Raw genomic sequence first — 22,133 nt, forward strand, 5'->3', positions numbered from 1 at the left:
ATAGAACAAGGAAGTCTAACTTCCAACTTCTAAAATCTAATATCTAATTTTTAAAAATGAAGAAAAAATTAATACTGGAGTCCGGTGAAGTGTTTCATGGAGAAGGTTTCGGAGCAGAGTTGGAAACTGCAGGAGAGGTAGTTTTCAATACCGGAATGACAGGGTATCAGGAATTGATTTCTGACCCATCGTATTGCGGTCAGATAGTTTGTATGACCTATCCGCTTATCGGAAATTATGGTATTAACCGTGATGATTATGAAAGTATCGAGCCTGCAATTAAAGGACTTATCGTAAAAGAACTTTGCGATCTTCCTTCTAATTTCCGTACTCAGATTACTTTAGATGAATTATTTAAAAAGAAAAACCTTTCAGGAATCTCTGGAATTGACACCAGAAGACTGACAAGAATTCTTCGTAACTATGGAGTAGTGAAAGGTAAAATTGTGAATGCTGATGCTGATGAAAGTGCAGTTGCTGCAGAACTAAAAACTACAAGTTTCCCTATCAACCAGGTGGAAACAGTTTCTACAAAAACACCTTATGCTAACCCTAACCGTGGGTTCAAGGTAGTCTTAGTAGATTTTGGAGCTAAACTGGGGATCATCAGAGAACTGTCTCAAAGAAATTGCGATATTATCGTTGTTTCTCAGGATACGACAGCAGAAGAGATCTTATTGATGAATCCTGACGGAATTATGCTGTCAAACGGTCCTGGAGACCCGGAAGATGTACCTCACGCATTGGATATGATCCGCGGATTACTAGGGAAAGTTCCGATCTTTGGAATCTGTTTAGGACACCAGCTGATCGGATTAGCTTGCGGAGCAAAAACCTTCAAACTAAAATTCGGACACAGAGGAGGAAATCACCCGGTATTGGATCTGGAGAAAAACAAAGTGGCTATTACTTCTCAAAACCATGGGTATGCAGTAGATCAGGAAAGTTTAAAAGGAACAGATCTGATTGAAACCCACATCGCGTTGAACGACAGAACAAATGAAGGATTAAAACACAAAATCCATCCTTGTTTCTCCGTTCAGTACCACCCTGAAGCGAGCCCAGGCCCGGAAGATGCAAACTACCTGTTTGATGAGTTTATCGAAATGATGGAGAACTTTAAAAAGTAGGAATCAAGAGCCGAGAACCAAGAATCAAGACGAAATAGAGTACTAATGCACAACTTTGAAAAACTACTTTTCTGGCAAAAGTCCATTGTACTGGCAAAGAATATTTATATTGTTTGTCAAGAGATTAACAATGACGAAAAGTATGGGTTAATTTCTCAGATTAAAAGATGTACTGTTTCCATTCCGTCTAACATAGCTGAAGGTTCTGGAAGAAATAGCACTAAAGAATTTAATCATTTTCTTGCTATTGCTTTAGGTTCTGCATTTGAATTGCAAACCCAGTTGATTTTGGTAAGGGAGCTATATCTTTTACCTGAAGAGATGGTAAATACTTTACTTAATGAAGTATCCGAAATTCAAAAAATGATTTACTCATTCAAAAATAATTTAAAATAAAGTCTAGAAAATCTTGGCTCCTGGCTCTGGATTCTTGACTCTAATAAAAAAAGAAAAATGGCAAAACGTACAGATATAAAAACAATTTTAGTAATCGGTTCAGGACCTATTATCATTGGTCAGGCAGCTGAATTTGATTACGCAGGAACGCAGGCTTGTTTGTCTTTGAGAGAAGAAGGCTACAAGGTAATTTTGATCAACTCAAACCCTGCAACGATTATGACGGATGTGGAGATCGCAGATAAAGTATATATCGAGCCGATTTCATTACAGTTTGTAAGCCACATCATCAGAAAAGAACGTCCGGATGCATTGTTGCCAACATTGGGAGGTCAGACAGGACTGAATATGGCGGTAGAACTGGAGAAATCAGGAATTCTTGAAGAATGTAAGGTGGAAGTATTGGGAACTACACTTTCTGCAATTAACAGAGCGGAAGACAGAGACCTTTTCCGTGAGTTGATGAGAGAGCTGAACGAACCGGTTCCAGAATCTGATATCGTTAATACAGTAGAAGGAGCAATCGCTTTTGCTGATCAAATCGGATATCCTGTAATTGTTCGTCCTGCCTTTACCATGGGAGGAACAGGAGGTGGTATTGCTTCCACAGAAGCTGAATTGAAGGAGATTGCTGAACTGGGATTGAAATATAGCCCTGTAACACAGTGTCTTATTGAGAAATCAATTGCTGGTTTCAAAGAAATTGAATATGAAGTAATGCGTGATGCAAACGACAATGCGATTGTGGTTTGTAACATGGAAAATATAGATCCGGTGGGAGTTCATACCGGAGATTCAATCGTAGTAGCACCTTCTCAGACACTTTCAGACAGAGAGTATCAGTTATTGAGAAATGCTTCTTTAAAAATCATCAGAGCATTAGGAATTGAAGGAGGATGTAACGTACAATTAGCGTTGGATCCACATTCTTTCGAATATTATATCATTGAGGTAAACCCAAGGGTTTCCCGTTCCTCAGCACTTGCAAGTAAAGCAACAGGATATCCTATTGCAAAGATTGCTGCAAAAATTGCAGTAGGATTGACACTTGATGAAATTATGAACCCAGTGACCGGAAAAACATATGCATGTTTCGAGCCGGCGTTGGATTATGTAGTAACGAAATTCCCAAGATTCCCATTTGATAAGTTCGAAACTGCTGACAGAAGACTTTCTACTCAGATGAAAGCAACGGGTGAAGTAATGGCTATCGGAAGAAATTTTGAGGAGTCTTTACAGAAAGCGATCCGTTCACTGGAAACAGGAATCAAACACCTTGGATTAAAAACAAAACAGGCAGAGGCTCTTACAGCAGAAGAAATTGAAAGAAGAATCAGAGTTTGTGATGACGAAAGATTGTTCATCATCGGAGATGCTTTAAGAAGAGGGTATGACTGGGAGCAGATTGTAGAATGGAGCAAAATAGATAAGTTCTTCATCTGGAAACTGAAAAAATTAGTTGATTTTGAAAAAGTGATCGCTGATCATAAATTTGATAAAGAAACTTTAATTCAGGCTAAGAAACTAGGTTTTGCAGATATCAATATTGCTGTTCTTTGGGATGTAACGGAACGTGAAGTTTTCAATTTCAGAAAAGAAAACGGAGTGATGCCGGTATACAAAATGGTAGATACCTGTGCAGCAGAATTTGAAAGTGAAACTCCCTATTTCTACGGAACCTATGAAGAAGAAAATGAAAGTGTTGTTTCCAATAAAGAGAAGATCATCGTTCTGGGTTCAGGACCTATCAGAATCGGACAGGGAGTAGAATTTGATTATGCTACTGTTCACTCGGTTTGGGCAATCAAAGAAATGGGTTACGAAGCGATCATTATCAATAATAACCCTGAAACGGTTTCTACAGACTTCTCGATTTCGGATAAATTATACTTCGAACCTCTTACGGAAGAAGATGTAATGAACATCATTGATCTTGAAAAACCTAAAGGGGTAGTGGTTCAGTTCGGAGGACAGACCGCGATCAACCTTGCAGATAAATTAGCAGCTCACGGAGTACAGATCTTAGGAACTTCACTGGAAGATCTTGACAGAGCTGAAAACAGAGATAAATTCGAAAAAGCACTACAAGAGCTTGGAATTCCTCAGCCAAAAGGAAGGACTTCAACCTCAAAAGAAGAAGCGATAGAAATTGCCAACGAAATCGGTTATCCGGTATTGGTACGTCCAAGTTATGTTTTAGGAGGTAGAGCGATGGAGATTGTATACACAGAAGCAGAATTGGCGCACTATATGGAATTTGCGGTTGAGGCAAGCCCTGAGCATCCAATTTTGGTTGACAAGTATATGGTAGGAAAAGAGATTGAAGTAGATGCAATCTGTGACGGTGAAACAGTAATCATTCCTGGAATTATGGAACACATCGAAAGAGCAGGAGTTCACTCCGGAGACTCTATTGCAGTGTATCCACCACAAAATATTTCACAAAGCGAGATTGATACGTTAGTAGACTATACAAAAAGACTGGCAAAAGGACTGAAAGTTATCGGATTAATGAATATCCAGTACGTACTTTTCGAAGGAAATGTATATGTAATTGAAGTGAACCCACGTTCTTCAAGAACAGTTCCTTTCTTATCTAAAATTACAGAGGTACCTATGGCTAACCTTGCTACAAAAGCAATTTTAGGACAAAAACTGAAAGACCTTGGTTACAAAGACGGGCTGGTTCCAAACAAAGAAGGTGTTTTTGTAAAAGTTCCTGTTTTCTCTTTCTCTAAGCTGACGAAAGTTGATATCTCTTTAGGACCTGAAATGAAGTCTACAGGAGAGGTTATGGGGAAAGATACAACGCTTGAAAAAGCACTTTACAAGGGTCTTGTTGCAGCAGGAAGAAAAGTTCCTATGCATGGTTCTATCCTATTTACAGTAGCAGATAAACATAAAGAAGAAGCTGCAGCTCTGGCAGCAAGATTCCATGAGGTAGGATTCAGAATCTGGGCTACAGAAGGTACCGCGAAGTTCTTCGGAGAAAAAGGTATTCCTTGCAAAATAGGATATAAGATCGGAGAAGAAAGTGTCAACCTTATCGACCTGATCCAGAAAGGAAAAGTTCAGTATGTTGTGAATACCACTACAAAAGGTAAGCAGGCTGAAAGAGACGGATTCCAGATCAGAAGAATGAGTGTGGAGAACGGTGTTCCTTGTTTAACGTCAATGGATACGGTAGAAGCTATTCTGAAAGTAATTGAAAGCATGAGTTTCAAAATGGAAACCATGTAATTTTCAAAAAAAATATAACCCTATAAACCTCATAGATTTCAAAAGTCTATGAGGTTTTTTTATCTCAATCAATTCTATAGCAATGTTGGGCTCGCAAGGGTTCTACCTTACCTAATTTTTACTTTTAATTAAAATAATCTCCTGTAAACTATTAAAATTTGATTGTTGAAATACGTAATTTTGAGAACCATATACAACCCCTCTAAACAAGCATAATTAAACTAACCATGACTGAGAATAGGTATCATGATTTCTTTTCAGAATTAAAATATTTCATCATTGAATTGGGAATAGACCATGGAAAAATTGTTGGATGTTCTGATCATGAGATAGCATCGATAGAAAGTAGAATAGGAACGGCATTACCGGAAGCTTATAAAGAATACCTTAAAAGCGTAGGAAAGAAATTTCTTTTTGAATTTTTTGATGCGGAACAAATGTCATTTGAAGATTATGATGATATCAATGAATATGTCACAAATACTTTAACGGAAACAGGTTTTACATTTGAAAGAGAAGTTTTTCCCATATCTCACAGAAGATATGATTTTTTTAGGTTTTTCTATTTAAATGAGTCAGATAATCCTGAAATATGGTTTTTCGATGAATATCCAGAAGACGGTAGACATACCCAAAACTCACGACAGACATTTGTTCAGATGATATTAGATTTTTTCAGTCAGGCTTTGAGTAATCAAACTGCCGGATTCCACTGGGTCACATCGGAAGAGACTAAGAAAAATGAAAATATTGTGAGAGATAGATACCTGAAGTGGTTTGGAGCCAATTTAAAATTAAAAAATCGGATCAGGGAAACCCATACGGACAATCCTTTTGTTCTTGAATTATACAAAACATTTAATGCTTACTTCAGTCCTGCAAACGAAAGAACTGCCCTTGAAGAATTGGGAAAATACAAAAATAATACGGCTAAGAGTGACTCTGATAAGGTGACGGCTGAACCTGAAAATAAAAAAACATCAGTTAAACCAGGCCTTTGGACTGCATTAAAAAGATTGTTTTCTTAATTTGTTGAAATTAAGGCATCTCTGATATGATAAAAACCATGTAAATTAAAATGATATGAATATAATGGAAAGATCTAAGATTTTGTTTGGAATTATTTTTCTCTTTTTTCTATTGGGTTGTTCAATCCCAACAGATTTTTACATCCAAAATTTAAGTCAGACAAAAAAGACTGTAAAAATCAATTACAACAGGAAAATTTCAAAATTATTAAAAGACAGTTTGTATGGTAGTTTTAGTTTCAATTATGAAAATAATATTGTGGAGCCGAGATTTTTTCATGTCAATAAGAACCTAAAGCATCTTGAAAAAATAAGTATTGATAGCTGTAGCATTTCGTTAGAAATTGAGCCACATTCAACTGTAAGAATTGAAAAAACTCATAATTATTGGTGGACCCATATGATTGGTTATATTGAAATAGACGGTCAACCTTATGACATTCAAGAACTAAGGAAAAATTCTGAGGAAGTTAAACACGATTATATTTATAAAATAAAATGATTTTTAAAAACACCATGCAAAGACAAATTTTACAACCTATTTTAATCATTCTTTCCCTGATTTTAACCACAAATTTTATTGCTGGACAGAAGAAAGAATTCCGGGATACTCAGGTGGATAGCCTGACTTTTTTAAATAACCGGAAAGTTGTAAACAGTTTGAATACTGAGGTTTTCAAGAAAAAAATATTCTCAAAAGATAGTATTCAGATTCCTTACAGACTTTTAACTCCCCAAAATACTGCTAAGGGAAAGAAATACCCGTTAGTCATCACTTTTCATAATTCAACCAGAATTGGCAGTGATAATGAAAACCAGCTTGAACTGTTTGCCAAAATGTGGTTAAGGAATGAGATTTACAGTAAATATCAATGTTATGTGATAGCGCCACAATTCAGTAAGCGTTCTTCAAATTATGAAAATAACAGTGAGAATATCCAAATTTCAAAACCTTCCCATGACGTTTTTGCTTTGTTGGAATTGATTAAAAATGTAGAAAAAGAATATCCGGATATTGATAAAGGCAGGATTTATTTGATAGGGTACTCTATGGGAGCATCAACAGCACAAAACCTGATGAATATTCAGCCTGACCAATTTGCGGCTCTGGTATCTGTAGCTGCTGTTCCTGATTTTTCCAATCTTAGAAAGATAAGTAAGAAAAATATCTGGTTGATTCACGGAGAAAAGGATACTGATAATCCATATATCGGAAGTGTAGAATTATTTAATAAACTTTCTTCAGACCCTAACTTAGTTTTCACCACTTTCACACATCTCAATCACAATAATATTGTTATCCCATTTTTGCTGACAGAAGAAATTCCAAAATGGTTGTTTAAAAAACATAAATAAAAGACTGTACCGGATGTACAATACAGTTAATTCAATTCAGATAAATCCTGTAAGTTTTCTTGCAGGGTTTTTCGATTGTAAGGTCGTTGGCTTGTTGAAATCAGGTCTGGATCTCCATTTTTTTGTGTTTATATAAAAATATGTCTTCAGGTATATAAAACATCTTATATTTTTTTTGCTGATTTATGTAAGAGGTTGTAAATTAGGGGGTCATAAATCGTTTGTTTTTAAATATATTTTAGAAATTAATAAAAACTCCACCAAATCAGAAATAACCATGGCAGAATATCTTGCAAAATCAAATAATTCTTTATCCTTTGAGGTGACACAGGGTGACCAATTGATAGGGAAGCTTACGTACGGAAGCTGGTTTAATTTTAATGCGATAGCAGAAATTGCAAACGTAACCTATCAGATTGAGCCTAAGGGTTTTTGGGGGACCACTATTGAGCTGAAAGATCATGAAAAAGTACTCTTAAAGTTCAGAATGAACTGGAATGGAGAAATTGTAGTCCAAACTTATTTTAATGGGATAAAAAATGGATTTCTTTTTAAACACAGAGGTATTTTTAAAGAGTCATTTGTATTGACTGATCAGGAGGGAATTGAGCTTTTAGTGATGAAACCCAACCTCAAGTGGAGTACCTTGAATTATGAATATGATATCACAACCTCTGATGCCTTTGAAACATTTCCGGATAAAGAAATTGTGCTGATCAATGCCTTACACTGTGCCAATTATTATATGTCGATGATGATGTCTGCCATCATATAGCGACATAGCTATAATAAATCCCTGCTGAAGATAGTATACCAAGATTAGCCCATTCATTATGGAACAAACAAAGAAAATATAGAATTAAAATATCATCAACAGATGATACAAAGGGTTTCTGAAATTTCAGAAACCCTTTATTTACGGCCTTTTTTAATAAGTTAATTTTATGATTTGTGTAATATTTTTATTTAGAATTAATAAAAATAGAATAATTTTGCAAAACTAAACTTAATTATACAATGAAAAGGACAATTATTTCTGCGGCTTTATTAGCCGTATCTATACTGAGTGCCCAGGAAAAAGATACGGTTAAAATAGCTGAAATTCAGGCAGTATCCCTACAAGGGACTCACAATTACAGAACCAAGAAATCAGAATCAGTAGCAAGACTTCCATTGGAAAACCTTGAAAATCCCACTGTTTATAACCTTGTTCCCAAGGAAATCATCAGTGAAATGAGTGCTGTGGACTTCAATACGGCAATGGCTTCAGCTCCGGGAGTGGTCGTGAATAACAGTGTAAACGACAGTGGAAATGATATTTTCCTGAGAGGTTTCAGTTCTTCTGCAAATTTTAGAAACGGTTTAATCCAAAACCCGAGAGTACAGTCTGAAATTGCTAACGTAGAAAGAATAGAAGTAATCAAAGGGCCTTCAGGAACTTTGTTTGGAGGAACATTAGCCAATTATGGAGGGATAGTCAATGTAGTGACTAAAAAGCCACAGGAAAATTTTGGAGGAATCATCAATTATACCACCGGAAGCTGGGGAATGAACAGAATCACGGCAGATATCAATACTCCGTTGAATAAAGAAAAAACAGCTTTGGCAAGATTTAATGTGGCTGCCTATTCTCAGGATTCTTTCCAGGATGCAGGCTACAATAAAGGCTTGTTTTTCTCTGGAAGCATTTTATACAAAGTCAGTGATAAAACTACCGTAACATTGGATACTGAATTCCATTCGCCGGAAAAAACACTGAATGCCTATGTGAGACAGTCTGAAAAGCTGACCCTTCACTCTATGAAAGACCTTGCAGCCATTCATGGCAGATCATTTACAAGCAATGACATAGGATCAAAAAGAACCAATTTCGTTACCATGGCTGAAGTCACCCATAAATTTAATGATCAATGGACTTCCAGAACGTCTTACCAGAGAGGAGAAGCTAACGAAAATGAATCTATATTTTTGGTATTGAACTATTTAAATGATAATTCTGTAAGCCGAAGCATCCGCCCTTTTGATAATTATAAAATAACCACAGATAACATCCAGCAGAACTTTATCGGAGACTTTAAAATAGGAAAACTGAGAAACCGTCTGGTGGTAGGATTTGATTATTTCCACCAGAACAGTAAAAATCAATATCCTGTTTATAAAGTGGGTAAGAATGATTCTTCCGTATTCGTTCCATATCCTTTAAACGGAGTCATTGTAGACAAAGATCAGCCTCAGCCTACAGACGTCGTTTTACTGAATGGAACTTCTGACTGGACTTCAATTTCCCGGGATGTCGTGAAGGCACTTCCAAGAAATGGGACCAAATACGAAATATCACAATACAGTACGTACAGTGCATATGTTTCTGATGTTTTAAATATTACGGATAATTTCCTTGTAATGGCAAGTTTAAGAATGGATCATTATAAGAATGATGATATCAAAAGAAACGGGGTTCCCGGAAATGATGGGTACAATCAGACCCAGTTTTCTCCAAAATTTGGATTAGTCTATGAAATTAAAAAAGATGAAATTTCATTCTTTGCCAACTACGTAAATGGATTTAAAAACATAGCTCCTTCAGCTAACCAGGATGGAATTCTTACGAAATGGGATCCTGAGCAAGGGAATCAGTTTGAGGCCGGTTTTAAACTGGATCTATTCGGTAAGAAATTACTTTCAACCATTACCTATTACAATATGAAGGTTAAAAACAGAGTAATTGCTGATCCGGGCGGTTTGGGAAGCAGACAGGACGGAAATATTAAAAATCAGGGGTTTGAAATGGACGTGGTCATAAACCCGGTGAAAGGATGGAATATCGTAGGAGGATACGGGTATAACGATAACCGTTATGATGACAGAGGTAAAGATGCCGGAAAAAGAATTGCGTGGACACCTAAACATGTCGCCAATTTATGGACCAGTTATAAAATTATGGATGGTGCTTATGAAGGCTTAGGTTTCGGAGCCGGGTTCAATTTTGTAGATAAAACTTATATCAATATTACCAATCACTTTCTTGCCCCTTCATACACCTCTGTAGGTGCTACTATTTTCTATGATAAGAAGAAATACAGAATTGGTCTGAAAATGAATAATGCCCTGAATGAGACCTATTGGAACTTTTATGGCCAGCCACAGAAGCCAAGAGAAGTTCTTGCCAACTTCGCATTTAAATTTTAATTAAAAATAAAAATTATTTAAAAGATATAGTTTGTTGGAAAACGCAATGGCGGTTTTCTATAGGAGGTGGAATTATCTATTCTTTCTGGAAATCTTGATTTTCAAGCGCCTTAAAAGCTGTATGTATGGTAATCCCTGCGTCTTTCCGTTTTCCAACAATTATATTATAGATAACAGGATAATTAGATATGGATAATAAAAAAACTAACCCCAAGAAAAAACAGGGAAAATCCCTGACCAAACGGATTACAGGTTGGCTGCATCTTTGGCTGGGACTTGTTTCCGGAATCATTGTACTGACTGTGACACTTTCAGGAACAGTATTTGTCTTCTGTGACGAAATTATAGATCTGTGTGGTGGAAGTGCCAAATATGTTCAGGTTCCTGCCAATGCAAAGAAAAGATCTCCTGAAGAACTCCTTGCTCAATTTCATCAGCAGGTTCCGGATCGTAAAGCATTTTATTTTGACACCTATAAAGAAGCGGACCGAAGCTTTAGAGTAGCTTCTGCTACCAAACCTCCTAAAGATAAGAATACAGGAAAAGCAGAAAAACCAAAAGGAAAGGGCCGTGGTCCGAGGGGAGTATTTGCCTATCATTACCTTGACCCTTATACCGGAAAAGTGATGGGCTCTACAAAGAGTTATGAGTTTTTCTATGTTGTTGCCCATATTCATGCCCAGCTGTTGGCAGGAAAGTTTGGGAAAACGGTGGTAGGAGTTGCTTCCATTATATTTTTCATCCAGCTTATCGGCGGGCTTATCCTTTGGTGGCCAAAAAAATGGAATAAAACCACCAGGACAACGGCATTCAAAATAAAATCGGGAACGAAGTGGCGCAGGAAAAATTATGACTTCCACAATGTATTCGGTTTTTATTCATTGCTCCCGGCAGTATTTATTACAATCACGGGGCTTATTATGGCTTATAAAGTCCTTACAGATCTTACACAAACTGCTTTTGGTGGCGTAGCAGATGCCCATAAAATTGCCGAAAAATTTGATCCTAAGTTTGATCCTGAAAAAAAAGCATTGCCTTTTACGGCTTTTATAGAGAGAAATTTTAAAGAAATTCCTGAAGCAAAACAGATCAGGATGAGTGTTCCAAGAAATGACTCAGCGACTGTTTATAATGTAGTGGCAGCCCAATTTATCGGCTTAAAAAGTATTACAAACGGTAAAAGCAGGGAAATCAATAAATATACAGGAAATGAAATCATCTATCCGAAAGAAGTTCTGATGCATGAAGTGATTGAACATATGAATTTTGATCTGCATGTCGGCTATTGGGGCGGAATGTTTGGAAAAATCTTCACTTTCGTTATCGGGATCATCTGTACAAGCCTTCCGGTAACCGGATTCCTGATCTGGTGGGGAAGGAAAAATAAATCAACGAAAAAGACAAAGGAAATCAAAACTATTCATCAACACAGAAAAGACGAACATCATGAACAACTGGTTTAAATTTTTATACCTTTCCCTATTTTTAATGCTTACTTCAAAAGCCAATGCTCAGGAAAAAGTAATAGTGGGAGAGAAGCAGGTTTTATTTTCAAAAATTTTAAATGAAAACAGAGAAGTTTGGATTCATCTTCCTAAAACCTATGACGACACTACGATTAATCCGGCAAAATATCCTGTAATCTATCTTTTGGATGGTGAAATCAATTTTGAGTATTATGTCGGGATGACTGATTTTCTTGCCCGGACACCTTATGCTGATATTCCGGAATGTATTGTGGTAGGAATTAAAAATACAGAACGGACAAGAGACCTTACCCCCACAAAGGCTCAAAAGAAAAGTCCGGTAAACCCTAATCTTACCCTTTTTGCCGACAGTGGAGGAAGTGAGAATTTCATAAAATTCATGCAGGAAGAACTGAAACCGTTTATCAATAAAAAGTACAGAACTCAGGAGTATTCTTTGCTGGTAGGGCATTCTTTTGGAGGGCTGTTTGCCATTAATACTTTTCTTACCCACCCTGATTATTTCAATGCCTATGTTGCCAATGACCCCAGCTTATGGTGGGATAATAAGGTGTTGATTTCCAAAACTAAAGATTATATTGAAAAGCATAAAAAGTTTCCTGCGAAAAAGTCTCTGTTTGTTTCCCAGGCAGATAATGAGGAACAGCAGAAAAACTGGAATTCTGATATGACGCAGACCATAGAAGAGTTTAAAGGAATAGTGGAAAGCAATGGTTCACTGAACTACAAACACCGTTTCTTTGAAGGAGAAGTGCATGGTACTGTTTCTTATCCTGCAAATTATGAAGCCCTGAAGTTTATATTTAAAGGCTTCAGAACAGATATTAAACAACTTGCCAAAAATCCGGAATTGTTGGAGGGAGAATATAAAAAGCTTTCTGAGAAAACAGGAGCAGACTTCGTACCATCAGAATCTTATCTGAATGTAGTGCTTAAATTTATGAAAAGTAACGAGTTCAAAGAATCTGAAACTTACTTTATACATATGAAAAACAGACTTTATCCTAAAGTAAAATAATGCTTACCGGATCATCAATTGAGTTTAAATAATTGTAAAAACAAAACCATAAGCACTCGTGTTTATGGTTTTGTCATTATTATTAGATAATTATAATAAGTTTTGGCTAAAGCCGATGGATGATTAATAAAATATAAAGCGGGCTAAAGCCCGTTCCAATTGATAAATATGCTGTAATGACAGAATTTCTCATAAATGCTGCTGAGTAAATTACTAATGTCTGTTATCACAGTTGATTGTGAAGTCTTTCTGATTTTTATCTAAAAATGTAATGGAAGGGCAGCCAAAAGACTGTGCAACAAATCCAAAAATTACAGGAGGTTTCCCTTTGAACAGATAACCGGTCCATTGAGAAGTATTGCTTTCATCATTACTGATTCCATTAAGGGGAGTAAATTCAGCCCCGTCGCCACCGGCTGTGGTAATCGTTTTTTCAAATGTTTTTTCATTACGGTCATTGACTACTACCAATTTGCGCTCCTGAACCATTTCATCCTGAAGATAGTCCTGCAGATAATAGGTGAGATCTTCATATTTCGCCTGATAGGTATCTCCAGGTGTAAGCTTGGAAGACGTAAAGTATTTCTTCGAAATGTCAGCACTCGCTTTCTTCCATTGAACAGGCTTCATTTTATTTTCAATAAAAGGGTTTTTATTCCCGAAATAGGCAACAGCATTCTCATATTTATTTCTGATATCCGGTTCTTTATGAGCTTCAATCTGAAATCCTACCATGTATGAAGTACCATCTACTTCTTCACCTTCCATAGAATAGAAATCTAAATAAGCAACTGCTTTAAGCTTGTTTAATGGAAGTTTTTCCAGTTTGTTGAATTGATAGTTGTAAAGGTAAAGTGAATCATTCTCTGTAAGATGAAGTCCGTTCAGTATTTTACTTCTGTGCTTTGAATCAAGCTCAATATACTGAAGCTGCTCAGGAGAAACATTTTTCTGATTGCTTAAAGCCTCTTTCTGTATAGGCTGGGGATCGGTATAAATATCTGATACAGAAATAAAAATATCTGACAGCGCATCTTTCTGTCCGGAGGAAATTACAGTGACACTGTAAATATTAAAGTTTTTATAATCTATTTTTTCTTCCGTTGCTTTTGGAGTTTTTACAGAATCATTAGTAGCAGTAATTGCTGTTTCGGTGGGCTTCTTTTCATCCTTTTTGCAGCTGATAATCGCCAGTTGGGATAATAAAAGTGCCGCGAAAATCCTAATCTTCTTCATAATTTTTTATTTGTAATGTTTTAGATCCTGTTTACATTTTATTCAGGAATTCTTATATATTTTGTTGACAAGACTCAATAGGTCAGTTTGAAATTATTTTTTGATTAAAAAGATGAACGTAAAGCTTATGAATAATTCCACTTTATTTTAAGTGGGCAAAGTGATGCGGCTTCGTCGCTGATGAAGATGTATGCTTATCCATACGCTTCGACGAATCAACGAAGTTGATTCTATCCTTTGCTCCCTAAAAATATAGATAATGAAGCTAAAGCTTTGCGTTAGAAAAACACATGTTTTAATTTATTTTATAATAAGGTTCTGAATAATACTTACTTGGCTTGATATAAGCTGTGTTTCTGTCTGCGTCAAAGATCCATATAAATCTGCGCAGCATATCAGCACCAAAATAGCTGACATTTTGTGTTTTAAGATTTCCCGAGAAAAAAGCCACGGAAATATCTTTGAAAACAAAGTCTCCTAATTTTAAAAAAGGAAGAATTCCCTGTTTGATAGCTAAATTTTGTGCATTGGAATTTTTAAGTGTTTTTTCTCCTATTATTTTTAATTTTTTTTCCAGTTCTTTCTCTTCAGTAAACTCATTACTATATAATACCCCACCTGAGTATCCGGATTGAAGAGCAAAATAAGACTCCTGTTGTTTCTCACCATCAACCACATTATCGGCAGCCACGATGAATACACCCTGATCCAGCATAATTTTAAGAGGTTGATAACCTGTAAGATCAGGGTTTTTGTCATAGATTACAAATTGACTGTTGTCATAATCAATTTTAAAAGTCTTTCCTTCAAATAGACTGGTTCCTATTTTTCCGTCCGATTCATAGCCTGAGAGCTGGTTGTCAAAAAATCGGACATCTTTCAGGGTTACCGGGCCAATATCCACCGTATTATGATCACTTATTTCTTCTTTATTGAAAATAATATGGTCTGCTTTTCTCTGCCGTTCCGGAGAAATAGAGCCATCTTTCATGGCAATCTGAAACATCAGGTCCAGTGAGTCTTTTTTGTTGACTTGGGACTTTACAATGATATTATTGTATTTTGTAATTCTGAAAGGGATGGTCTGCTGTGCCTGAATGCCAAGATAGCTGGCAAAAAGGAATAATAGGAGATTTGTTTTTTTGAGCATTGTTAGTAGTGATTGGTGTTAAAACTCTAAATTTACCCATTATCTTTGGATCGGCAAATAATATTGTGAAATGGTTGAAAAATTACTTCAAAGCGGACTTCACTGGGAAAAGAAAGAATTCAGGAGGAATGAGTTCCTGAAAATTGCAGGAAGTACAGATACCCATATCTATTATATAGAAAATGGGAGTGTCCGGATCTTTATGACAGATGAAAATGAAGAAAGGATTATCCGTTTCGGATATACCGGTAATATTATTGTTTCCCTGGATTCTTTTCTTTCCGGAAAACCATCCGACTTTTATATTCAGGCCCTTAAAAAGACCAAGGTGAAACAAGCCTCAAAAAAGGATTTTTATGAAGTTATTCAGTCGGATGAAGAGCATATGAAGATGTGGATACAGGTCCTGGAAGAGCTGGTATTGCAACAGCTGGAAAGAGAAAAGGATCTGCTGATTAGTTCTCCGCGGGAACGTTATGAAAGGGTGTTAAGAAGAAGCCCTAAACTGTTCCAGGAGATTCCCAATAAATATATTGCAAACTATCTCAGGATGTCACCGGAAACATTATCCAGACTTAAAAAATCTTGAGTTCAATCAAGATTTAAGAAGTAAACGATCTGGATATTTGCATAAAAAATGGACTATGAAAATTTCGACCTCACAACTCTTGGATGAACTGAAAAATAAGACCCAGCAACATCTGCAGTACGCAGAAACACTCTTAGGGAAACCTGAAGGGGACTTAAATTTCAGAATGTCAGCAGATAGCTGGAGTGTCCTGGAATGCCTGGAACATCTCAACCGTTATGGAGAATTTTATATTCCAGAAATCAGTCGTAAAATTGCTTCCTCTGCCACTTCTTCCAATTCTACTTTTAAACCGGGTATTCTCGGAAACTATTTTGCGAGGACGATGCTTCCTAAAGAAAAACTCAATAAGATGAGAACATTTAAGGCAATGAATCCTATTCGTAGTCAACTGAATAAAAGCGTTATTGATGAGTTTATCAGGCAGCAAAAAGAGATGCTTGAGCTCTTGAAAAAAGCCGGACATATTGATCTGGAGAAAACAAAAACAGGAATCAGTATTTCAAAATGGATCAGTCTGAAATTAGGAGATACCTTGCGATTTGTTATTTATCACAACGAAAGACATATGATGCAGGTAAGAGGAGTTTTGAAGAACATTTGAAACATTGATTGATGAATTCTAAAAAAGTAGTAATTTTAAACTAATGGAAATCATCTGTCAAAAAACCATACAAACTCCGCTTGGAGAAATGATCGCCTGTGCAGCAGATCAGGGAATCTGTTTACTTGAATTCACAGACCGGAAGAATATTGAAAAGCAGTTTAAATCTCTGTCTAAAGTGCTGAATGCTGAAATAGTAGAAAAGGAACATCCCCATTTCATACAGCTGGAGAAAGAACTTAAAGAATATTTTGAAGGAAAGAGACAACGTTTTGATGTTCCATTATTCACCACAGGAACGGAATTTCAGGAAAAAGTATGGCAGCTCCTCTGTGAAATTCCAATGGGAGAAATAAGAACCTATAAACAGCAATCCGAATTTTTAGGAAATCCGAAGGCGATCCGTGCAGTAGGAACAGCCAATGGTATTAATAAAATTGCCATTTTAATTCCGTGTCACCGTGTGATTGGCTCCAATGGGGAGCTGGTAGGCTATGCGGGAGGAATCTGGAGAAAACAGAAATTATTGGAGCTGGAGAAAGCTATTTTGTTTTAAGAATAAAAGAATAAAGAATAAAGGGGGATATTAATATCGGTATTTCCTGCTTAACACTGTCAAACTCATATATTTTCCGTACTTCAAAAATACCTGTCCATTTTTCGGTTGCATACCGCCTGTCAATGTTGATACATTTGAAGAAAAATAATAATGATCAGTTTTAAAGATTTACATCAGGGTGAAGAACCTTTGTTATTAGGCAATGTATGGAATGTACAAAGTGCCAGGATATACGAGAAATTGGGCTATAAAGCACTGGCGACCTCAAGCTCGGCTGTGGCTCTTAGCTTAGGGTACGAGGATGGGGAGGAGATGAGCTTCGAAGAGTATTTTTATATTATTAAAAGAATCAAAGAATCCGTTTCTATTCCTTTATCTGTGGATCTTGAATCCGGATACGGAAATACAGCCGGGATTGTTACCTCTAACATACTAAAGCTTTTGGATATAGGAATTGCAGGAATTAACCTGGAAGATACGTATGTTGTGGATGGTATAAGACAGCTTTTGGATAGAGAGGCATTTGCTGAAAAACTGAAAGATATTTTCTCAACACTGAAAGAAAGAAGAGGTAATGTTTTTATCAATATAAGAACTGATCCCTTTTTATTGGGAATGGAAAATGCATTGGAAGAAACTTTAAAGAGAGTGAAGCTCTTCGAAGAGCTTAAGGCTGACGGAGTTTTTGTACCATGCATAAGTGATGAAAATGATATAAAAACAGTGGTAAGCGCTACCCGGCTTCCTTTAAATGTTATGGCAGTACCGGGACTTCCGGATTTTAGCGTCCTTAAAAAATTGGGAGTAAGAAGAATGACTTCCGGTGCTTTTTTAAACAGATACATTTACAAACAACTGGAAGTAATGAGTGAAGATATTACGAATAATAAAAGTTTTACCTCTCTTTTTGCTTAATCATGGAAATAAGTGACCAAATAATGTATGAAGCTTCTTTTAATAAAGACTCTTCATTTGAAGGAATCTTCTGGATGGCGGTAAAGACCACTGGAATTTTCTGTCGACCGACCTGTACGGCACGTAAACCCAAATTTGAAAATGTAGAGTTTTTTTCCAATACAAAAGACCCTATATTAAAGGGATACCGTCCGTGTAAAGTATGTAAACCACTGGAAAATCCTGATGTAACCCCTGAGCATATAAAAAAACTATTACAGGAAATTGCTGAAGATCCCTCGTTGAAACTTAAGGATTATGATCTGGTAAAAAGAGGGCTGGAGCCTGCAACAGTTCGCCGGTGGTTTTTGAAACACCATGGAATTACTTTTCACACCTTTCAAAGAATGTCCAAGCTGAATACCGCATTTAAAAAACTTCAACAGGGGGAATCAGTTACAGAAGTGGCGTTTGAAACAGGGTATGAGAGTCTTAGCGGTTTCAATGAAAGCTTTAAAAATATTTTCGGAGTATCTCCTAAAAATAACAGAATAGAAAAGATTATTGATCTTAAAAGAATTGAAACAATGCTGGGAACTATGATCGCCTGTGCTGATGAGAATGGAATCTGCCTCCTGGAGTTTTCTGATAGAAAAGCACTTCCCACAGAGCTGAAAAGTATTTCCAAAGATCTTAATGCCAATATTGTACAGGGAGAAAATCCTCATTTTATCACCCTGGAAAAAGAACTTTCGGAATATTTTGAAGGAAGAAGAACCACATTTACAGTTCCTCTTTCTCCGGTCGGGACGTCTTTTCAGAAGCAGGTATGGGATATCCTTCAGGCCATTCCTTATGGAACGACAAGGAGTTATCAGGACCAGGCCGATATTTTGGGAAATCCTAAGTCTGTGAGGGCTGTAGCCAATGCCAATGGTTTTAATAAAATATCCATTATCATACCCTGTCACCGTGTAATTGGAAGCAATGGTCAATTAACGGGCTATGGTGGCGGAATCTGGAGAAAACAAAAATTATTGGAATTAGAGAAAGCTATTTTGTTTTGATTTTTGTAATTTTAAGCAAAAATTTACACGTGAAAAAGTTATTAGTTGCACTTTGCATCTCTGTTTCAGCATTCAGTTTTGCACAGGATTATTCCGTACCGGCAGCAAGTCCGCGTCAGAAGGTAGAACAGCAGTTTTCAATGTCTAAGATCTCTATCGACTACGGAAGACCAGGAGTGAAAGGACGTAAGATCTTCGGAGAATTGGTTCCTTACGGTCAGGTTTGGAGAGCAGGAGCTAACTCGTCTACAAAAATTACATTCGGACAGGCCGTTAATTTTGGTGGAAAAACAGTTCCGGCAGGAACTTACGGATTGTTCATCGTTCCTACAGAAAAAGAGTGGAAAGTAATCTTAAATAAGGATTTCCAACAGTGGGGCGCCTATACTTACGATCCTAAACAGGATGTAGTAGATGTTACCGTACCTGTGAATAAATTAGCAGATAAACAGGAGTGGTTTGAAATTACCCTGAATCCTACAGATGAAAACTCAGGAAATTTGGTGATCAAATGGGATATGGCTCAGGCAGAAGTTCCATTGAAGCCATCTAAGCTGGATACCGTGATTAAGATTTCTGATAAACTGAAGGAAATCAAGAAAATAGAATCAGACTCTACTAAAAAAAGCTAAGCTATGAATTTTTCTGTTCAGCCTGTTTTAGAGAATGAAGAACTTCAATTAATCCCCTTACAGCAAGGGGATTTTGAATCTTTATATGAAGTAGCTTCCGATCCTAAAGTTTGGGAGCAGCACCCCAACAAAGACCGGTACCGAAGAGAAGTTTTTGAAAGCTTTTTTCTTGGGGCTATGGAAAGTAAGGGTGCTTTTAAAATCATTGAAAAAGCTACCGGAGATGTGTTGGGAAGCAGCCGCTACTACAACTTTGATGAAAATGACAGTCATATTTTTGTAGGATATACTTTCTATGGAACAAAATCTTGGGGAAAAGGAATCAATCCGCAGGTTAAAAAACTGATGCTGGATTATATTTTCCAATATGTAGATAAAGTTCATTTCCATATTGGAAAAGAAAATTTCCGTTCACAAAAGGCATTAGAAAAACTTGGTGGTAATAAAATAGCAGAAGAGGAAGTTGCCTATTATGCTGAGCCTACAAGAACCAACTTTGTATACGAAATCAAAAAAGAAGATTGGGCATGAAAAAATATAAAATCCAGCAATCGCCATTTATAGTTCCTACTACGGATGGAAAGCTGATTGAAGAGCACTGGGGAAACTCAACTGGAAATTCTAATGTTTCCATTGCTCATATGGTGGCACCTCCGGATTGGAGTGAGCCTCATCAGACTCCGGAGTTTGATGAATTTACCTATATTATTTCAGGAAAGAAACAATTTGAAATTGATGGTGAAATTGTAGAACTGGAAAAAGGGCAAAGCATTCTTATCGAAAAAGGAGCAAGAATACGCTACAGCAATCCCTTTTCAGAACCTTGTGAATATCTGGCTATTTGCCTTCCTGCATTTTCTATGGAACTGGTCAATAGGGAAGTGGAAGGAGTAGATTAGAATAGTATATACTTTAAATAAACAAAGCAATCTCAATTTTGAGATTGCTTTGTTTATTTAAATGCCTATTAATACTGGATTTTTCACAATATTCATGCTTGTTATTTCCAATTATTTTGTAAGTTCGCGGACTTAAAAAAATAATAACTATTTAAAATATATGAAAAACAATTTATCAATTGTATTATTAATGGGTATTGCCCTTTCTACCACTTCATGTGCAAGTATGTTTACCGGTACTAAAGATAAAATTACTTTCAATTCCAGTCCTGAAGGAGCTAAAGTATTCCATAAAGGTGTAGAAAAATGTATTACTCCGTGTACTGCTGAAATCTCAAGAGCATTGAGTAAGCAGACCGTAACATTTGAAAAAGAAGGTTTTAATACTAAGGAGGTAAAACTAACGAAAACTTTTAACCCTGTCACTTTGCTGAATATCCTTTTTGGAGGGGCTATAGGGGTTGGAATCGATGCAGCAACAGGTTCTTTGACCAAATATTCTCCTAAAAAATATGACGTTGAGCTGGAAGCTCAATCCACTGAGTTAAAATAAAATACCAAAAAGGCAAATTCGCTTGCGAATTTGCCTTTTATATTGATCTTATAGAATCTCCAGCTTAGGGTTTATTTCAGAATCTCTTTCAGAAACATCAGTGTGTGATTCCAGGCTCTTTTGGCCATCACTTCATTGTAATCCGGGGATTTAGGATCTGTAAAAGTATGTTTTGAATGGGCATAAGTGATGATCTGCCAATCGGCATTTCCTTCGTTCATTTCTTTGATCAGGTTATTATAATCATCGGGTGTTACACTTCTATCATCTGCCGGATTTTCTACCAGAATTTTAGCTGTTAGCTTTTCATTTTTTCTGGTCTGATCTCTTCCCAAACTTCCATGAATAGAAACAGCTCCTGCAACAGGTAAATTACCTCTGGCCGCTTCTAAAGCTCCTGTTCCTCCAAAACAATAGCCAATCACCGCTGTCTTGTCGGAAATAGCTCCGTTTTTCTTCAACTGATCCAGGGCCAATTCAATTCGTTTTTGATATTCCTTATAGTTCTGTTTGTAATATCCTGAGCTTTTAGCAGCAGCGTCGTTGTCAGCAGGAATCTTTCCTTCACCATAAATATCGGCGATGAAAGCAATGTATCCCTGTTTCTCAAGTTCTAAAGCTGCTGTTTTAGCTTCTTCATCAATACCTTTCCAGGCCGGAAGAATTAAAACTCCGGGAAGTTTTTTTCCTGCATTGGAAGTGATTAAACCATTCAGTTTTTGGGAACCGTCCTGATAGGAAACGGTTTTAAGTTTTTGACTGAAAAGTGTTCCTGAAGCCATAATCAATGTGGTTAATAAGATTGAACGTATCATATTTTTTTATTTTGTTATTGACCAATATATTCTGGATTTTATTTCTTTATGTTTATTTCCATGTTGGGCAGCCATTCCAATTGGGAATTCCGGGAGCATTAGGACATGCGTCATCTTTATCAGGGATTCCATTCTGGTCTGTATCCAGCCATATGCATCCATTATTTTCTACAGTACCTTCTTCATTCGGGCATTTATCGAGATAAAATAAAATGCTGTCTTTATCTTCGTCTCAGAGGTATCTTTTTTATCCTCAATGTTCTACGCCTGAAAAAAAAGAGCCTGTGAAGATCA

The 22,133-nt window shown here is 36.6% G+C and carries 23 protein-coding genes; 20 read left to right on the plus strand and 3 right to left on the minus strand.

All coding sequences use genetic code 11. The features are described 5' to 3' along the window. Positions 1–56 precede the first annotated feature (56 nt). From DRF57_RS17660 to DRF57_RS17705, 10 genes are all read left to right on the plus strand, one after another. On the plus strand, positions 57–1,130 hold the full coding sequence (locus DRF57_RS17660; protein WP_047485174.1) for a carbamoyl phosphate synthase small subunit: 1,074 nt from the start codon (positions 57–59) through the stop codon (positions 1,128–1,130). 45 nt (positions 1,131–1,175) lie between these two features. Continuing rightward, entirely contained in the window at positions 1,176–1,526 is a 351-nt protein-coding gene (locus DRF57_RS17665) for a four helix bundle protein (RefSeq protein ID WP_047485172.1), read from the plus strand. Between the two features lie 57 nt (positions 1,527–1,583). Continuing rightward, positions 1,584–4,766: a carbamoyl-phosphate synthase large subunit gene (gene carB, locus DRF57_RS17670; protein WP_047485171.1), complete on the plus strand. Its 3,183-nt coding sequence runs from the start codon at positions 1,584–1,586 to the stop codon at positions 4,764–4,766. Between the two features lie 227 nt (positions 4,767–4,993). Further along, on the plus strand, positions 4,994–5,794 hold the full coding sequence (locus tag DRF57_RS17675) for an SMI1/KNR4 family protein (protein ID WP_115919924.1): 801 nt from the start codon (positions 4,994–4,996) through the stop codon (positions 5,792–5,794). A 55-nt stretch (positions 5,795–5,849) separates the two neighbouring features. Then, positions 5,850–6,296, plus strand: coding sequence for a hypothetical protein (locus tag DRF57_RS17680; protein ID WP_115919926.1), 447 nt, complete (start codon positions 5,850–5,852; stop codon positions 6,294–6,296). A gap of 14 nt (positions 6,297–6,310) precedes the next feature. Next, positions 6,311–7,150, plus strand: coding sequence for a carboxylesterase family protein (locus tag DRF57_RS17685; RefSeq protein WP_115919985.1), 840 nt, complete (start codon positions 6,311–6,313; stop codon positions 7,148–7,150). A gap of 277 nt (positions 7,151–7,427) precedes the next feature. Beyond that, complete coding sequence (locus tag DRF57_RS17690; protein ID WP_047485705.1) at positions 7,428–7,925, plus strand: hypothetical protein; 498 nt, start codon at positions 7,428–7,430, stop codon at positions 7,923–7,925. 242 nt (positions 7,926–8,167) lie between these two features. After that, positions 8,168–10,336 carry a TonB-dependent siderophore receptor gene (locus DRF57_RS17695; protein ID WP_115919928.1) on the plus strand — a complete coding sequence of 723 codons (2,169 nt, stop codon included), beginning with the start codon at positions 8,168–8,170 and terminating at the stop codon, positions 10,334–10,336. A 188-nt stretch (positions 10,337–10,524) separates the two neighbouring features. Then, positions 10,525–11,799 (plus strand): PepSY-associated TM helix domain-containing protein, encoded by a 1,275-nt coding sequence (locus tag DRF57_RS17700; RefSeq protein WP_115919929.1) that lies wholly within the window; start codon positions 10,525–10,527, stop codon positions 11,797–11,799. Then, a complete protein-coding gene (locus DRF57_RS17705) occupies positions 11,783–12,841 on the plus strand; it encodes an alpha/beta hydrolase (protein WP_115919930.1) in 1,059 nt (352 codons plus the stop codon). Before DRF57_RS17700 ends, DRF57_RS17705 begins: the two co-directional genes overlap by 17 nt. 213 nt (positions 12,842–13,054) lie before the next feature. Here DRF57_RS17705 and DRF57_RS17710 read toward each other — a convergent pair whose 3' ends face one another. Together DRF57_RS17710 and DRF57_RS17715 are read right to left on the minus strand one after the other, a co-directional pair. After that, positions 13,055–14,077, minus strand: a complete 1,023-nt coding sequence (locus DRF57_RS17710; protein WP_115919931.1) for a hypothetical protein — start codon at positions 14,075–14,077, stop codon at positions 13,055–13,057. A 295-nt stretch (positions 14,078–14,372) separates the two neighbouring features. Then, positions 14,373–15,227, minus strand: a complete 855-nt coding sequence (locus tag DRF57_RS17715; protein ID WP_115919932.1) for a hypothetical protein — start codon at positions 15,225–15,227, stop codon at positions 14,373–14,375. A gap of 70 nt (positions 15,228–15,297) precedes the next feature. Here DRF57_RS17715 and DRF57_RS17720 point away from each other — a divergent pair, with 70 nt between their 5' ends. From DRF57_RS17720 to DRF57_RS17760, 9 genes are all read left to right on the plus strand, one after another. Further along, positions 15,298–15,816 (plus strand): Crp/Fnr family transcriptional regulator, encoded by a 519-nt coding sequence (locus DRF57_RS17720; protein ID WP_115919933.1) that lies wholly within the window; start codon positions 15,298–15,300, stop codon positions 15,814–15,816. A 55-nt stretch (positions 15,817–15,871) separates the two neighbouring features. Continuing rightward, complete coding sequence (locus DRF57_RS17725; RefSeq protein ID WP_115919935.1) at positions 15,872–16,420, plus strand: DinB family protein; 549 nt, start codon at positions 15,872–15,874, stop codon at positions 16,418–16,420. 43 nt (positions 16,421–16,463) lie between these two features. Continuing rightward, on the plus strand, positions 16,464–16,976 hold the full coding sequence (locus DRF57_RS17730; RefSeq protein WP_115919937.1) for a methylated-DNA--[protein]-cysteine S-methyltransferase: 513 nt from the start codon (positions 16,464–16,466) through the stop codon (positions 16,974–16,976). Between the two features lie 153 nt (positions 16,977–17,129). Then, positions 17,130–17,894, plus strand: coding sequence for an isocitrate lyase/PEP mutase family protein (locus DRF57_RS17735; protein ID WP_115919939.1), 765 nt, complete (start codon positions 17,130–17,132; stop codon positions 17,892–17,894). A 2-nt stretch (positions 17,895–17,896) separates the two neighbouring features. Beyond that, positions 17,897–18,940 carry a bifunctional transcriptional activator/DNA repair enzyme AdaA gene (locus tag DRF57_RS24190; RefSeq protein ID WP_115919941.1) on the plus strand — a complete coding sequence of 348 codons (1,044 nt, stop codon included), beginning with the start codon at positions 17,897–17,899 and terminating at the stop codon, positions 18,938–18,940. 29 nt (positions 18,941–18,969) lie between these two features. Further along, positions 18,970–19,572: a DUF2911 domain-containing protein gene (locus DRF57_RS17745; protein ID WP_047485699.1), complete on the plus strand. Its 603-nt coding sequence runs from the start codon at positions 18,970–18,972 to the stop codon at positions 19,570–19,572. Positions 19,573–19,575: 3 nt separating this feature from the next. Further along, entirely contained in the window at positions 19,576–20,103 is a 528-nt protein-coding gene (locus DRF57_RS17750; protein ID WP_115919943.1) for a GNAT family N-acetyltransferase, read from the plus strand. Further along, on the plus strand, positions 20,100–20,471 hold the full coding sequence (locus DRF57_RS17755) for a cupin domain-containing protein (protein ID WP_047485144.1): 372 nt from the start codon (positions 20,100–20,102) through the stop codon (positions 20,469–20,471). Before DRF57_RS17750 ends, DRF57_RS17755 begins: the two co-directional genes overlap by 4 nt. 160 nt (positions 20,472–20,631) lie before the next feature. Then, positions 20,632–21,024 (plus strand): PEGA domain-containing protein, encoded by a 393-nt coding sequence (locus tag DRF57_RS17760; protein WP_084085924.1) that lies wholly within the window; start codon positions 20,632–20,634, stop codon positions 21,022–21,024. A 71-nt stretch (positions 21,025–21,095) separates the two neighbouring features. On the opposite strand, the gene DRF57_RS17765 is transcribed toward DRF57_RS17760, so the two are convergent. Further along, positions 21,096–21,839: a dienelactone hydrolase family protein gene (locus DRF57_RS17765; RefSeq protein WP_084085923.1), complete on the minus strand. Its 744-nt coding sequence runs from the start codon at positions 21,837–21,839 to the stop codon at positions 21,096–21,098. Between the two features lie 17 nt (positions 21,840–21,856). Between DRF57_RS17765 and DRF57_RS23535 the strand changes: the two genes are divergently transcribed. Beyond that, entirely contained in the window at positions 21,857–22,045 is a 189-nt protein-coding gene (locus DRF57_RS23535) for a hypothetical protein (protein WP_123863345.1), read from the plus strand. Positions 22,046–22,133 lie beyond the last annotated feature (88 nt).

The organism is Chryseobacterium rhizosphaerae, assembly GCF_003385455.1.
Taxonomy (GTDB): Bacteria; Bacteroidota; Bacteroidia; order Flavobacteriales; family Weeksellaceae; genus Chryseobacterium; species Chryseobacterium rhizosphaerae.

Excerpts from the sequence above, each read along its gene's own strand:
- DRF57_RS17705 (WP_115919930.1), top strand. The coding sequence starts at position 11,783 with ATGAACAACTGGTTTAAATTTTTATACCTTTCCCTATTTTTAATGCTT.
- DRF57_RS17765 (WP_084085923.1), bottom strand. The coding sequence starts at position 21,839 with ATGATACGTTCAATCTTATTAACCACATTGATTATGGCTTCAGGAACA.
- DRF57_RS17680 (WP_115919926.1), top strand. The coding sequence starts at position 5,850 with ATGAATATAATGGAAAGATCTAAGATTTTGTTTGGAATTATTTTTCTC.
- DRF57_RS17715 (WP_115919932.1), bottom strand. The coding sequence starts at position 15,227 with ATGCTCAAAAAAACAAATCTCCTATTATTCCTTTTTGCCAGCTATCTT.
- DRF57_RS17665 (WP_047485172.1), top strand. The coding sequence starts at position 1,176 with ATGCACAACTTTGAAAAACTACTTTTCTGGCAAAAGTCCATTGTACTG.
- DRF57_RS17755 (WP_047485144.1), top strand. The coding sequence starts at position 20,100 with ATGAAAAAATATAAAATCCAGCAATCGCCATTTATAGTTCCTACTACG.
- DRF57_RS17685 (WP_115919985.1), top strand. The coding sequence starts at position 6,311 with ATGCAAAGACAAATTTTACAACCTATTTTAATCATTCTTTCCCTGATT.
- DRF57_RS24190 (WP_115919941.1), top strand. The coding sequence starts at position 17,897 with ATGGAAATAAGTGACCAAATAATGTATGAAGCTTCTTTTAATAAAGAC.
- DRF57_RS17725 (WP_115919935.1), top strand. The coding sequence starts at position 15,872 with ATGAAAATTTCGACCTCACAACTCTTGGATGAACTGAAAAATAAGACC.
- DRF57_RS17760 (WP_084085924.1), top strand. The coding sequence starts at position 20,632 with ATGAAAAACAATTTATCAATTGTATTATTAATGGGTATTGCCCTTTCT.
- DRF57_RS17690 (WP_047485705.1), top strand. The coding sequence starts at position 7,428 with ATGGCAGAATATCTTGCAAAATCAAATAATTCTTTATCCTTTGAGGTG.
- DRF57_RS17730 (WP_115919937.1), top strand. The coding sequence starts at position 16,464 with ATGGAAATCATCTGTCAAAAAACCATACAAACTCCGCTTGGAGAAATG.
- DRF57_RS17720 (WP_115919933.1), top strand. The coding sequence starts at position 15,298 with ATGGTTGAAAAATTACTTCAAAGCGGACTTCACTGGGAAAAGAAAGAA.
- DRF57_RS17660 (WP_047485174.1), top strand. The coding sequence starts at position 57 with ATGAAGAAAAAATTAATACTGGAGTCCGGTGAAGTGTTTCATGGAGAA.
- DRF57_RS17735 (WP_115919939.1), top strand. The coding sequence starts at position 17,130 with ATGATCAGTTTTAAAGATTTACATCAGGGTGAAGAACCTTTGTTATTA.
- DRF57_RS17675 (WP_115919924.1), top strand. The coding sequence starts at position 4,994 with ATGACTGAGAATAGGTATCATGATTTCTTTTCAGAATTAAAATATTTC.
- DRF57_RS17695 (WP_115919928.1), top strand. The coding sequence starts at position 8,168 with ATGAAAAGGACAATTATTTCTGCGGCTTTATTAGCCGTATCTATACTG.
- DRF57_RS17700 (WP_115919929.1), top strand. The coding sequence starts at position 10,525 with ATGGATAATAAAAAAACTAACCCCAAGAAAAAACAGGGAAAATCCCTG.
- DRF57_RS17710 (WP_115919931.1), bottom strand. The coding sequence starts at position 14,077 with ATGAAGAAGATTAGGATTTTCGCGGCACTTTTATTATCCCAACTGGCG.
- DRF57_RS17750 (WP_115919943.1), top strand. The coding sequence starts at position 19,576 with ATGAATTTTTCTGTTCAGCCTGTTTTAGAGAATGAAGAACTTCAATTA.
- carB (WP_047485171.1), top strand. The coding sequence starts at position 1,584 with ATGGCAAAACGTACAGATATAAAAACAATTTTAGTAATCGGTTCAGGA.